The following is a 13,551-nucleotide window of genomic DNA, read 5'->3' on the forward strand; positions in this document are numbered from 1 at the left end:
TTCTTTTTATTCTGGCAGGTTAAGTAATGTACGTATGCGTCACATATAAACCGTATTGACAGCCAGGATATGTTTATCTGCTTAATGTGCTGATCACCTCAGGCAAAAGGATTGTGAGTTACCCCGATTGCTGTATTTTTCTCCGTTTATGCCGATAACACAGTTAACACCAGGCCTCCTCTTTCCGGATAACGAGAAAATACATGAAAATATCTACGCGACTTGCATCAGGTTTCGGCCTGCTTATTCTGCTTTTTATACTCTGTACCGGCATCGCACTTAACGCACTGAGTAAGGCAAGCGACGGCATGGACGACGCCGTCAACGTCAAAATGAAAAAGTACCAGCTGGTACTGGACATGCGCGGGGGCCTGAGGGATATGGGTATCGCGGTCCGTAATATGGCTCTGCTGACCGACCCTCAGGCCATGAAACCGGAGTGGGAGCGTCTGCAGAAACAGAAACTTCTCTATATTGAAAACCGGCGCGCTCTGGATGAGATGATGAAAGCGGACTCTGTGCCGCAGGGCCGCGAAGTATTCAGCCAGATAGCTGAAGCTGAAGGTCCGGCACTGGCTGCGCTCGAGCAGGCGGGCCAGCTCGGGCTGGCTAACCGTGCTCAGGAAGCCACCGATTACCTCATGAAGGTCACGCGTCCGGCGCAGAGCACGCTGCTGAAAGCCCTGAACGACATGACGCAGATTCAGATGAAAAACACCCAGTCCGCCGTTGAGCAGAACAGCCGGTCAGTCGACCGCGCATCGCTGATACTGGTGTTACTTGCGGCCGCATCCGTGCTCGTGGCGGCCGGAACCTGCGTAATGACTATTCGTGTGCTGATGCGTCAGCTGGGCGGGGAACCGGCACAGGCGCAGGCGCTCGCGGCCACTATCGCCGCCGGCGACCTGACCACGCTGGTCACGCTGCGCCGTAACGACACCGGTAGCCTGCTCGCCTCACTTGACGGTATGCAGGCGAACCTTCGCGGTCTGGTCTCGCAGATTAAAGACGCCTCCGCCTCAGTGGCGCTGGCCGCGGATGAAATTTCGCAGGGCAATACCGAGCTTTCCTCACGCACCGAGCAGCAGGCCGCCGCCCTGCAGGAAACGGCCGCCAGCATGGAGCAGCTTACCGCCACGGTGAAAAGCAACACGGCGGGCGCGCAGAAGACCGCAGACTCAGCCCGTGAGACTGCGTCGCTTGCGCGTACCGGCGAAGCGGACGTACAGCGCATGTCGGAAACCATGAATGCCATCTCGCTGAGCGCATCAAAGGTAAGGGACATTACCGCCGTGATTGAGAGCATCGCCTTCCAGACCAACATCCTGGCCCTCAACGCGGCGGTGGAAGCCGCACGGGCCGGCGAAGAGGGTCGGGGATTTGCCGTGGTGGCCGGCGAGGTCAGGACGCTGGCCCAGCGCAGCGCCACCGCCGCGCGTGATATCAAGCAGCTGATTGAGCAGGCCGTGGAGCAGGTGGAAAGTGGCGTGGAGGTGGCGGCAGGTACCGGCCATAGCATCCTTAAAATTGTCGGCATGGTGGGTGAGCTGGCGGAGGCCATGGACAACATTTCGCTGGCCTCATCCGAGCAGATGCATGGCATCTCACAGGTCAGCGTTGCCGTCAGCCAGATGGATGGCGTCACGCAGAACAACGCCGCGCTGGTTGAGGAGTCCTCGTCAGCGTCACAGTCACTGTCTGAGCAGGCGCACGCGCTGCGCGGCATGGTAGAGACGTTCAGGGTATAAGCCGGTCTGAATGACGGCCGTCTCTTCACCTTATTACCTGGCAGCACATGACTGCCAGGTAATACTGAACGACAGGCTTCTTCTGAATCCTGCAGATGACAGCGGCCAGCTAACGGGAAGATTAAAACACCATGCATGAAAAATATATGCGCGTTGAAGAAATCAAGTCACAGACCGATGCGCTTTTCGTAAGCGTCATGTCCAGACCGTATTGATGCTTATACAGATGTGAGATCAGCCTTCCAGGGCAGCAGATCGCGGACCCGGTTTACCGGCCAGTCCTGGATATGGCCGATGACGTAACGCAGCCACGCCTCCGGCTCCACGCCGTTCAGCCTGCAGGTGCCGATCAACGAGTACAGCACAGCTGCTCTCTCCCCACCTGCGTCTGAACCGGCGAACAGCCAGTTCTTCCGGCCCAGGGCAACGCCACGCAGCGCGTTCTCCGCGATGTTGTTGTCTATTTCCGCCCAGCCATTGCCGCAGAACAGGTTCAGCGCGTCCCACTGTTTCAGCAGGTACGCGAACGCCTTCGCCCTATCCGAGTGCCGCGACAGCACCTTCATCTGCGCCTGTATCCAGTCGTACAGCGACTGCATCAGCGGGAGGGTCTTCTCTTTCCGGATCACCAGACGCTCGTCTGCCGGACTGCCGCGTATTTCCGCCTCGATGGCATACAGCTCACCGATGCGCTTCAGCGCTTCGGTGGTAATGTCCGTCGGGGTACGGACGTGAACGTCGTGGATTTTTCGCCGGGCGTGCGCCATGCATGCCGCTTCGGTGATGCGCCCCTCTTCGTACAGGGCATTGTAGCCTCCGTATGCATCCGCCTGCAGGATCCCGCTGTACCCGCTCAGATGCTGTTGTGGATGAACGCCTTTACGGTCCGGTGAGTACGCGAACCAGACTGCCGGTGGCATGACCGAGCCCGCGTTTCGGTCATCCCGCACGTACACCCACAGCCGGGCCGTGCGCGTTTTGCCGCTGCCCGGCTCCTGAACAGGGACCGGGATATCATCAGTATGCACCTTGCCGGGCATCAGCACGTACTGCCGCAGCAGGTCATACAGCGGCTCCAGCAGTTCACTCACCGCCCCGGACCATCTCCCCAGCGTGGCCCGGCTCAGCGCCACACCCTGGCGGCGGTATATCTCAGACTGCCGGTAGTGAGGCGTGTGCTCCGCGAACTTCGCCGTGACGATGCGCGCCAGCAGAGCGGGGCCGGCGTAGCTGCGTTCGATAGGCTTTGACGGCATCGGGGCCTGAACGATGTGGTCGCACTGGCAGCAGGCCAGCTTCGGCCGCTGCGTTTCGATAACCTTAAAGGCGCTGCTGATGAGTTCCAGCTGCTCCGACACGTCGCAGCCCAGCGGGCTGAGGGTGCCGCCGCACGCCGGACAGGCAGTTTCGGCCGGCGGCAGCGTACTTGTTTCGCGCGGGAGTGAGGCAGGAAGCGGTTTACGGGCGGAAGACTGGCGCAGCGGCTGCGGGAGTACCGGGTCATGCTGCTCTCCCAGCACCTCCGCCATCTCCTCCTGCAGGGCGCTGATGCGCTCTTCAGCTTCGCGCACCTGACGCGCCGTTTTTTCACGCAGCTTTTCAGAGCTTTTGCCGAACTGCATGCGCTGCAGCTTAGCAACCAGCGCCTTCAGTCGGTTTATCTCACTGGCGTACGCCGCCACCCGCTGCGAGAGCAGCCGGTTATACTCCGCCATCTGGCGTATTGTGTGCTGCTGCGTGTCCAGCAGCGCCCGGAGCCGGGCATTTTCATCGCAGAGTGAGCGCACCATGCGCTTACTTTACTCCGGTTCAGATGCGCAGGCCAGGGCGTTCCGTCCGCTGCGGATGCTTCCAGTTGATGCCTTCCAGCAGCATCGCCAGCTGCGCGGGCGTCAGATGGACTTTACCGTCACGGGTCACCGGCCAGACAAAGCGCCCCCGCTCCAGCCGTTTGGTGAACAGGCACAGACCGTCCCGATCTGCCCACAGCACCTTGATCATATCGCCCCGCCGGCCCCGGAAGATAAAGAGGTGGCCGCCGTACGGGTCAGCACGAAGCGTATTCTGCACCTTCGAGGCCAGCCCGTTGAAGCCGTTACGCATGTCGGTTACGCCGGCGACCAGCCAGATACGTGCGCCCGCAGGAAGGGAGATCATTGTTGACCGCCCTGCATTTCCCGGATAAGCATCTGCAGAAGTTCCGGCGTGAGTCTCCCGCAGATGCGCAGCGTACCGGCGGGCAGAACCAGTTCGCAACAGGCAGGCTCTCCTGTTGAGGGGACCGGCAGCTTAGCGGGTCGGTCGGTCGGGGGCAGCGTCACGGGGAGCAGTGCCGGCGTACCGGCAGGAGCAGCACCCAGCAGCCCCTGCTGATAATGGCGCCGCCAGTTGAACAGCAGATTGTCATTGATGTCATTTTCGCGGGCAAGCTGTGCCACGCTGACGCCCGGTTGCATAGACTTTTCCACCATAGCGATTTTAAATTCGCGCGGGAAGTTAGGCCGGCGTGGTCGCCTGCGGGACGCAGGTATTGCTGTGGGTGCAGCAGACGGGGGCGGAACAGGCGACTTTCGTGACGCCTGTCGGTAAAGCCGGTTGTTCAGGGCTTTCAGATTTACGCTGTCCGGCAGAGGCCATGATAATTCCGCTCTCTGAAAGCGAACGAAGAGTTCGCAGACGGTGGTTTTGGGGATACCTAACCGCCGTCCTGCCTCAACGCGGGACAGCTTTTCATCAAAATGAAGGCGCAGAGCCTCAAGGAGCCATGTCCGGTTTTTCACGCGATAATGTCCATTAAAAATGATGGACATTATTCTCCCGTAACGGGAGACAACCGGACAGACGGTCTAAATAAGACGCTTACTAATGTACAGCGGTTAACCGACTCAATGAAAATTATTGCCTCAGGCCATCAGTCCAGGCAGGGAATATCTTTTTCGGGCGCAACGTGGCAGATGGCAATAAATGGTCTTTCTGGTCTGCCCGGTCTTCCAGTTCAGACCCGGGACCCGCTCAAACCCGCTCAAACCCGCTCAAACTCTCTCGCATTGTTCATTACCAGAATGGCGGTGAGGGGGGGATTGATTCGCTGCGCTCACCCTGCGGGCAGTCCGTCCGCAGGCGTCAGGCCTGTCCAGACGGTGCTGCCGTCTGTCGAACCCCGACGGGGGTTCTCATCACCCCCCTTTGTATGGCGTATATGCAAAAAAAATGCCCGGCGGTTAACCGGGCACTTCTCTGAAATCATGGCGGTGAGGGGGGGATTGATTCGCTGCGCTCACCCTGCGGGCAGTCCGTCCGCGAGCGTCCGGCCTGTCCAGACGGCGCTGCCGTCTGTCGAACCCCGACGGGGGTTCTCATCACCCCCCTTTGTATGGGGTATATGCAAAAAAAATGCCCGGCGGTTAACCGGGCACTTCTCTGAAATCATGGCGGTGAGGGGGGGATTGATTCGCTGCGCTCACCCTGCGGGCAGTCCGTCCGCGAGCGTCCGGCCTGTCCAGACGGCGCTGCCGTCTGTCGAACCCCGACGGGGGTTCTCATCACCCCCCTTTGTATGGGGTATATGCAAAAAAAATGCCCGGCGGTTAACCGGGCACTTCTCTGAAATCATGGCGGTGAGGGGGGGATTGATTCGCTGCGCTCACCCTGCGGGCAGTCCGTCCGCGAGCGTCCGGCCTGTCCAGACGGCGTTGCCGTCTGTCGAACCCCCGATACGTTACCGTATACACACTTTCCAGGCGTGCTCCTTCAGCCACTCGGACACCTCACCATATTGTTACGCCGTCAGCAGCGCTGACCGGCGCTAATGTAGGGAAAACAACGACGGCGGTCAACACCCTTACTTCAATTTTCACTGCGTTTAGCCAGTTTTAAAACAGTTTGCCGTTTAAATCAGCAAAAGAGAGACGTTTATCACACCCGGTCAGGCAGGCAATTTACCTCTCAGATGACACCACGCCCGAACTGCTCTGCTGCTTCGCTGTAATCCAGCTACCTGTTTTCAGACGGTGAAAACAGACTTTATCACCGGCAGCCCCTGCTGGCTGTAGTAAGTTACGTGGAAAGCAACATTGATTGAGTAAACTTTGAGCAGATAAGCTGTTATCAGAGGTAAACGCAATGCTGATTCCACTGAATGAACATGCCCTGTTACTGGCAGAGCGCTGGCTGAAACTGTTGGCTAACCCCGGGTGGGCCTCGGCCACATTGACAGCCTGCCGCCGAGCCCTCTGTCATTATTTTGCGTTCTGCAGCCAGCAAAGGATTGAACCTGAAAAGGCCCGGTTTGAAGACCTGGCCGCCTACATCAGCCTTATGTTACCCGGCATGCCTTTTCCCGCAGCCAGCGCCGCGCTCCAGCTTCGCCTGTCTGTAATTCGTCTCTGGTATGACTTTCTGATGTATCAGGACCTCTGTACAGTAAATCCGCTGCCACGCTCTGGTACACCTCGCATGCTGAGCTCCTGTCGGGGGCTGGTACCCCGCGTCGTAAAGCTGCCGCGTATCCCTGATGATACGCAGTGGCAGTCCTTTCTTTTTCACGCAGCCGCTTCTCCACTTTGTGACCGCCTGATGCTGGCATTAACCTGTTACGGCGCACTGCGACGGTCCGAGATTACCTCGCTGAGCATTGACGATCTCGATTTTGCCCACCGGCTTATCCACATCCGGGCAGAGACCACCAGGAGTCGGCGTGAGCGCATCGTCTGTTACAGCCAGGCCGTGGCGCCCGTGCTGGCGGCACATCTTATGCAGATGAAGCAGAGTGGGATCGTCCGGTGGGCCCTTTTCCGTTCCGCGTCCGACCGTAATCAGGGTGCGCCACTTACCATCTGGACCTGGAGCAAAACGGTAAGGAAATGGGCGCTGGGGTCCGGGTCGCCGGGTATCTCAACGCATACCTTCCGGCACCTGCGGTTGAGCCACCTTGCCCGTGCTGGCTGGAAGCTGCATGAGCTGGCAGCTTATGCCGGGCACCGGGACCCGCGAACCATCCAGATGTATATTCACCTTTCAGGTGTCGATCTTTCGATCATAATGGCTGTCACCGTTGAAACCGCTGACCGGAAAATGGCGGCTCTGATCTTTCCCTTAGGAGAAAACAGATCAAATCAATCGCCCCGACGGATAGCGATGATGGGGATGCTGGCTGCAATGCACCGCTCAGGACAGCCCTGCTGGCAGTGGACCCACGCTCAATGGCTTGAGCTGTATCATTTATCGCGGTTTGTCTACCACTGGTGGCACCTGTCATTGAACGCTCCGTGGGGATTCTGCATCTTAAACAGCATCCGCTTTCTCATGCGGCCGCGACGCTGGCACAAACCATGACGGAAGCCTGCCGTTGGCCAGCGCTGTGAACGCCGGTAAAGGGCAGAGGGCCCGAACTTTTCATGACTGCGGTAACCGGATGCGTCCGCCGACAACCGGGTTCAGCTCATCATTCAATACAGTACTGTTGCGCTGCATTTTGACGATCCCGCGTAAAAACCTGCAACGTCGTTTTCTCGCTGTCCAGCGTAAAAACGGCCGTCGCGAGCGTGTTTTCTTCATCCGGATCCTGCGGCGACAGACGATAAACAGGTAACACAGCGTCATGTTGATTCGAGAGGATAGCTTTTGCCGCTGTGCCATCAAGCTGCGTCTGTGTTTCCAGCCAGTCGTTCAAATACTGCTGACGTGAGCCGGAACTGTCAGTGATCACTTGTTCAGTAGCTCTGAGATTTTCATGAATCAGGTGATTGGCATGGGCGAAAATATCGTTTAACTGCGTAACAGAGCAGCCGGTGCCGGTCGCTTCCACGCTAAAGAGTCGGCTGTCGCCGTATTGCCCCAACGTATGATGGAACGCACCCGCGCGCGGTCCTGTCGTCAGGATTGTAATCGCCTCATCCAGGGTTGCCGCATTCAGCGCCGCACGTGCCAGTACCTGACGAGGAAACCCCTCCGGGCGATGCACCGCGCGAATGTTATTCACCGTGTTGACAATCCCTTTCTCATTCACGGCAAACGTATGGCCGCAAATCGAACCCGGATAGGCAAAGCTGATGAATTTCAGTCCCTGATTTGGAACGATAGTAACAATCGCACAGTCATCCCGTAGCTGCGGAAAACCGTCTTCGTTGTGGGCAATAATCCGTTCACCGCTCGCATTGCTTCCCGCCACGGTGGTACAGCCATCCGAAGTTGACCGCACCAGATCGCCACGGCAGTTCCACGCGAAGACCTCATCCAGCGGGGCCTGTAATCCTTCGGCAAGTCCCTCCAGCTCCTGCCAGACAAGCGGAAACTGCTGCTGAACACGCTGGCACATCGCCTGAGTCTGTCCAGCCTCTTTCATTGCCGTTACGGTTTGCCACAGCGCCGTTAAGGTGAGTTTGTTGTGCCAGGCCTCACGGCCAAATTCACCGAGTCGCTGACCGATTGCAAAAGCGGAACCGGTGATTGTGATTGTTTTCATCGTGTTATCATTCACTTCTGTTCAGGAGACATGCTGCAAAAACTCTTTAAGACGCGGATTGCTGCTGGCGTTGAGCAGCCTGTCAGGTGAGCCATCTTCAGCAATGGTGCCACCATCAATAAAGATCAAGCGCGAGGCCACATCGCGGGCAAAGCCAATCTCATGCGTCACAATCACCATGGTCATCCCTTCTTCAGCCAGAGATCGCATCACTTTCAACACTTCATGGCGCAGTTCAGGGTCCAGTGCCGAGGTAGGTTCGTCAAACAGCATCATTTTCGGCTTAACGGCCAGCGCCCGGGCAATCGCTACGCGCTGCTGTTGCCCACCCGAGAGTTCAGAAGGGTAGTGATTGGCGCGTTCGCGTAACCCGACACGATCCAGTAGCGTCATCGCCTGTTCACGGGCTGCGGCCTTGCTCTGTTTACGCACGCGAATCGGCCCGAACATCACATTCTCCAGCGCGGTCAGATGCGGGAACAAATGAAACTGCTGAAACACCATCCCGGCTTCACGGCGAATGTCACACTCATCGGCATGGGGATCGGTAATATGTTTTCCTGCAACCAGCAACGTTCCGGAAGAAATCTCTTCAAGCTTGTTGATACAGCGCAGAAGCGTGGATTTTCCTGAGCCGGAAGGGCCAATAATCACCACCACTTCACCGGTTTCTATCTTTAAGTTGATATCGTGGAGGACCTTTGTTGTGCCAAATTTTTTGGATACTGCGTTAAATTCAACGATGCTCATAGGATATGCATCCTTTTTTCCAGTTGCTTAAGCAGGAAACTCAGGCATAACGTGATGGCCAGATAAATCATCGCCACGGCGGTCCACACTTCAAGTGCCCGAAAATTACCAGCAATAATCTCCTGACCCTGACGCGTTAACTCGGCCACGCCAATCACAATAAACAGCGAAGTGTCCTTGATACTGATGATCCATTGATTGCCTAACGCAGGGATCATGCGACGCAGCGCTAACGGCATGATGACATGCCACAACGTACTCCGCTGCGATAATCCCATTGCCAGACTCGCTTCCCTGAAGCCTTTATTAATAGAGATAATAGCACCGCGCGTGATTTCCGCAATATAGGCGCCCGAGTTGATGACGATAGTCACGATGGCTGCCGTGACTGGCTCAATACGGATGGGCAGAACCATCGGCAGGGCGAAATAAATAAACATCACCTGCACCATGATCGGGGTTCCTCGAATGACTTCGACAAAAATCAGCGAAAGTGTTTTGGATATTCTGCCACCTAAAGCACGGCAGGTTCCTGACAGTAATCCAATAATAAAGCCGCCCAACAACCCTGACAGAGAAATAATCAGTGTCAGTTGTAATCCCTGTAAAAGGATCGGCAAGGATTCCCAAATATATTTGCTTTCAAAATTCATAATTCGACCCATGGAGCAAAACGAGGCCGGCACATGCCGGCCTGGTGGGATTATTTCGGTTCTTTAGCAAACCATTTCACATAGATTTTGTTGTACGTACCGTCAGCACGCAGGGCCTTAATGGCCATATTGATTTCAGGTGTCAGAGGGCTGTGCTTCTGCATCGCAAAGCCGTACTGCTGAGGCAGGGTGCTGTCGTTCTCGCCAACGGCTTTAATCTTGCCATCGCCTGCGGTTTTCACGTAGTAGAGGACATTTGGCGAGTCGTGCACGACCGCATCCAGATTACCGGCCTGTAAATCGAGGTAGGCATTATCGATGTTAGGGAATTCAACATAGTCGGCCTTGTATTTGCCTTTCATAAAAGTGGCGGCGGCAGTGCCTTGCTTAAGGCCAACTTTTTTTCCTGCTAAATCGCTGAATTTCGTGATTGACATGGTGTTACTTTTGACGGCGATTAATAAATCTGCATCGTAGTAGCCATCACTAAAATCGACGACCTGTTTACGCGGTTCAGTGATCGTAATGCCCGCCATGGCCACGTCCAGATTGCGCGACTGCAGGCCGGGAATTAATCCACCAAAGTCCATCGGACGTAATTCATAGCTGACATTCATTTTTTGGGCGATGGCATTCCATAAATCAATATCGAAGCCAACGTACTTGTCACCTTGTTTAAATTCAAAAGGTACAAACGCCGTATCAACGCCGACCACTAATTTATCCTGTGCCGCCACGGCAAAGGTGGCGGCACAGGCGACCAGCGCGAATGAAACTTTTAACTTAGTCAATAATCCAGACATAATAACCCTCAGCGTCAGTGAAGTAGCGTGCAGTGCATATCACCCGATGGCACCCATCGGGGTAAAAAAGAATCAGTTTGATTCTTCAGGGCAGGTCAGAACGTGCCCTGATTAAATCCAAAACTTACGCAGGAATAAGGTGATCCTGAGAGTGGGGTACCGGTGTCTGCGCACCGTTCATTACCATCGAAAGAAAACTGTAATAGCCGTTAATGCCAATCAGATCGATCACGCCTTTTTCGCCCCATAAATGGATGGCCTGTTGCCAGGTCGTGTCACTGACTTTTTGCTGCTGATGTAACTGCTGGCAGAAATCGTAAATGACCCACTCATCCGGCTGTAAATCCGTGGGCTGACGTTTTTCATTAATGGCCTGCACGGCCGCCGCTGAAATCCCTTTCTCACGGGCTATCGGCGCGTGAATGGCCCATTCCACGGGCTGCGACCAGTGCCGTGCCGTCATCAAAATCGCCAGCTCCGATAAGCGCTGCCCCAGCGCACTGCGATATCGCAGATATTCACCCATGCGTTGTGCATGCGCCAGCAGTTCAGGGCTACGTAACAACGGTTCAAAAGGCGGGAGCAGTGCGCCGCGTGGACCATTGATAATTTCTTCAGCCAGTACGCGCTGCTCATCGGCCCACTCATCCGCTTTCAGCGGTGGTAAACGGTTTAGCATAATCTGGCCGTCTCTTCACAAATGACGGTATTCAGCGTATCCACAACAAAATCAAGCTGGCTGGTTGTCACGATAAACGGCGGGGCGATTAAAATATGATCGCCATACTGGCCGTCCAGGGTGCCGCCCATCGGATAGACCATTAACCCGCGCGCCATACAGTTTGCTTTGATGGCCGCATGAAGTTTCATGCCCGGATCAAACGGTGTTTTACCTGCCTTATCAGAGACCAGCTCAACGCCTGCAAACAGGCCGCGTCCGCGTGTATCGCCCACGTGAGGGAGTTCGCCCAGCACGTTACGCAGTGCGTTTTGCAGATAAACACCTTGCTGTTTCACCGCGTCGAGTAAATTATCGCGCTCGATCACGTGCTGAACTGCCAGCGCGGCTGAAGCGGCAGTAGCGTGACAGATATAGGTATGGCCGTGCTGGAACAGCCCGCTGCCGGCCTGAATCGCTGACACAATTTTCTCACTTGCCAGCACGGCGCCGATCGGTTGATAACCGCCACCCAGACCTTTGGCGATGGTCACCAAATCGGGCACCACATCATCCTGTTCAAAGGCATACAGCGTGCCGGTCCGTCCCATTCCACACATCACTTCATCAGCGATATAGAGAATGCCGTATTTGTCGCACAGGCGACGGATGCCTTTCAGATAGCCGGGCGTCGGCGGTGTGGCACCGGTGGTGGCACCGACCACTGTTTCCGCACAAAAACCGATAATGGTTTCCGGGCCTGCCTCAATGATCGCCTGTTCAACCACGTTCAGCAGGCGTTCGGTGTATTGTTCCCGGGTTTCATCCGCGAGGCGATCGCGATACTCATTACAGGCGGAGACACGAATAACGTCGATAAGCAGCGGAGCAAACTGGCGGCGACGCCATTCATTGCCGCCCACCGCCAGCGCGCCCAGCGTGTTGCCATGATAGCTCTGCTTACGGGCAATAAATTTCGTGCGTGACGCCTGGCCGATTTCCACAAAGTACTGACGGGCCAGTTTGAGGGCTGTCTCGACAGCTTCCGAACCTCCGGAGACAAAATAGGCATAGTTGAGGTCGCCCGGCGCGTTACGCGTCAGATGGTCGGCAAGCTGTTCGACCGTATCGCTGGTGAAAAAACTGGTATGCGCGTAAGCCAGCTGATCGATCTGGCGATGCATCGCGGCCAGGACATCCGGATGTGCGTGTCCTAAACAGGAAACGGCTGCCCCCCCACAGGCGTCGAGATACTGTTTACCGTTCGAATCATAAATGTACGCGCCTTGTGCGCGCGCAGCGACGACGGGGGTGCTACGCAAACTGCGGTGGATGATGTGGCTCATGCTGGATCCTGCTCCTGATTACGCTGTACAGACTCTGCGCATCTTGCAAGATTCATTTGAATCACGTCAATGAAATTATGATTCAAGTGTATTCTTTTTTCTTATGACCGATCCAGTTGTCTCATTTTGTCAGGATTTCCCCTGGAGCACATAAGCGCCCGATTCCATTAAATAGCGCTCAGCATTTTCGATTTTACTCACCGCCTCGCGGCCGTGGCGTGCGACCAGCATGGCAAGCAGGCACTCGGCCAGCCCCATGCCAGAAACGACGGAAGGGAAAAAAGAGGGGCTGTCGATCGAAAACAGCATGGTACAGTCGGCGGCCTGGGCTAAGGGCGAAACCAGCGAATCGGTAATCGCAATGATCTTCGCGCCGGCCTGTTGTGCAGCCTGCAATACTGCCAGAGACTCGCGAGAATAAGGGGCAAAGCTGATAAGTAAGACACAATCGCGTGAGGTGAATTCCCGGGTGAAGACTTCAATGTTACTCGCCAGCCCATCGATTAAGGATACTTTGCGATGAAACAGGCGATAGACGTAGAACAGCGACCAGGCAATAGGGAAACTGGCACGGAAACCGCAAACGTAGACATTCTCAGCCGCATCCAGCAGGGACACAGACTGCTCCATCATCGGCCGATTTTCGTTATGTGTGAATTCAAGATTGCTGTGATGAGCCTGAAACATCTCACTGTAAAGTTGAGACTGCGGACCCGACGCAACGAGCTTTTCTGCCCTGGATACGTATGTATCATTGCGCAAGCCAATATCATCGATGAACGCATCTTTCAGCTCCCCCCAGCCGCTGTAACCCAGTCGCTTTGCCAGACGAAGAAGGGTGGCAGGTTTGACCCCAGCCTGAAGGGCAAAGGTGCGCATCGAATGTACGACCAGTTGATTAGTATTCTGCAGTGAGTATTCCGCAGCACGTTGCAGTTCCGCAGACAACGCATTGAACTCGCTCAGAATGTTCTCCCTTGGATTCATATTCACTTTTCACAGGCGTTAAGGTTCAGGTATCTAAACACATTTGTTAAAGAGACTCTACAAACTGGAAGAATCCCCTGACGCTACCGCTTGATCATACTTTGCCAGGCATAATCAAAGTTTGTTTGTAGCTCATATCTGTC

General features: G+C 55.7%; 12 protein-coding genes and 1 tRNA gene. 2 read left to right on the forward strand and 11 right to left on the reverse strand.

Annotated features, from left to right (window positions below; all coding sequences use genetic code 11):
* The first annotated feature begins 203 nt into the window (after positions 1–203).
* Positions 204–1,748 carry a methyl-accepting chemotaxis protein gene (locus AC3RPL_RS07470; protein WP_490739506.1) on the forward strand — a complete coding sequence of 515 codons (1,545 nt, stop codon included), beginning with the start codon at positions 204–206 and terminating at the stop codon, positions 1,746–1,748.
* Between the two features lie 218 nt (positions 1,749–1,966).
* Here AC3RPL_RS07470 and tnpC read toward each other — a convergent pair whose 3' ends face one another.
* The 4 genes from tnpC to AC3RPL_RS07490 all read right to left on the reverse strand — a co-directional run bounded on the left by tnpC (position 1,967) and on the right by AC3RPL_RS07490 (position 5,520).
* A complete protein-coding gene (gene tnpC, locus AC3RPL_RS07475; RefSeq protein ID WP_490739507.1) occupies positions 1,967–3,538 on the reverse strand; it encodes an IS66 family transposase in 1,572 nt (523 codons plus the stop codon).
* Between the two features lie 19 nt (positions 3,539–3,557).
* Positions 3,558–3,905, reverse strand: a complete 348-nt coding sequence (tnpB, locus tag AC3RPL_RS07480) for an IS66 family insertion sequence element accessory protein TnpB (protein WP_490739508.1) — start codon at positions 3,903–3,905, stop codon at positions 3,558–3,560.
* Positions 3,902–4,558, reverse strand: coding sequence for an IS66-like element accessory protein TnpA (gene tnpA, locus AC3RPL_RS07485; protein ID WP_490739509.1), 657 nt, complete (start codon positions 4,556–4,558; stop codon positions 3,902–3,904). Before tnpA ends, tnpB begins: the two co-directional genes overlap by 4 nt.
* Positions 4,559–5,360: 802 nt before the next feature.
* Positions 5,361–5,520: transfer RNA gene (locus tag AC3RPL_RS07490), tRNA-Ser, on the reverse strand.
* A gap of 350 nt (positions 5,521–5,870) precedes the next feature.
* Here AC3RPL_RS07490 and AC3RPL_RS07495 point away from each other — a divergent pair.
* Positions 5,871–7,082: a tyrosine-type recombinase/integrase gene (locus AC3RPL_RS07495; RefSeq protein ID WP_490739510.1), complete on the forward strand. Its 1,212-nt coding sequence runs from the start codon at positions 5,871–5,873 to the stop codon at positions 7,080–7,082.
* A gap of 109 nt (positions 7,083–7,191) precedes the next feature.
* Here the strand turns inward: AC3RPL_RS07495 and AC3RPL_RS07500 are convergent, their stop codons facing one another.
* The 7 genes from AC3RPL_RS07500 to AC3RPL_RS07530 all read right to left on the reverse strand — a co-directional run bounded on the left by AC3RPL_RS07500 (position 7,192) and on the right by AC3RPL_RS07530 (position 13,408).
* On the reverse strand, positions 7,192–8,211 hold the full coding sequence (locus AC3RPL_RS07500) for a C45 family autoproteolytic acyltransferase/hydrolase (protein WP_490739511.1): 1,020 nt from the start codon (positions 8,209–8,211) through the stop codon (positions 7,192–7,194).
* 21 nt (positions 8,212–8,232) lie between these two features.
* A complete protein-coding gene (gene glnQ / locus AC3RPL_RS07505) occupies positions 8,233–8,955 on the reverse strand; it encodes a glutamine ABC transporter ATP-binding protein GlnQ (RefSeq protein ID WP_490740650.1) in 723 nt (240 codons plus the stop codon).
* 2 nt (positions 8,956–8,957) lie between these two features.
* Entirely contained in the window at positions 8,958–9,614 is a 657-nt protein-coding gene (gene glnP / locus AC3RPL_RS07510; RefSeq protein WP_490740651.1) for a glutamine ABC transporter permease GlnP, read from the reverse strand.
* A 50-nt stretch (positions 9,615–9,664) separates the two neighbouring features.
* Complete coding sequence (gene glnH, locus AC3RPL_RS07515) at positions 9,665–10,417, reverse strand: glutamine ABC transporter substrate-binding protein GlnH (protein WP_490739512.1); 753 nt, start codon at positions 10,415–10,417, stop codon at positions 9,665–9,667.
* Positions 10,418–10,541: 124 nt separating this feature from the next.
* Positions 10,542–11,096 (reverse strand): carboxymuconolactone decarboxylase family protein, encoded by a 555-nt coding sequence (locus AC3RPL_RS07520; protein ID WP_490739513.1) that lies wholly within the window; start codon positions 11,094–11,096, stop codon positions 10,542–10,544.
* Positions 11,090–12,421: an aspartate aminotransferase family protein gene (locus AC3RPL_RS07525; RefSeq protein WP_490739514.1), complete on the reverse strand. Its 1,332-nt coding sequence runs from the start codon at positions 12,419–12,421 to the stop codon at positions 11,090–11,092. The genes AC3RPL_RS07520 and AC3RPL_RS07525 overlap by 7 nt, the downstream gene beginning before the upstream one ends.
* Before the next feature lie 129 nt (positions 12,422–12,550).
* Positions 12,551–13,408 (reverse strand): MurR/RpiR family transcriptional regulator, encoded by an 858-nt coding sequence (locus AC3RPL_RS07530; RefSeq protein ID WP_490739515.1) that lies wholly within the window; start codon positions 13,406–13,408, stop codon positions 12,551–12,553.
* Between the last annotated feature and the right edge of the window lie 143 nt (positions 13,409–13,551).

The organism is Erwinia papayae (assembly GCF_058241465.1).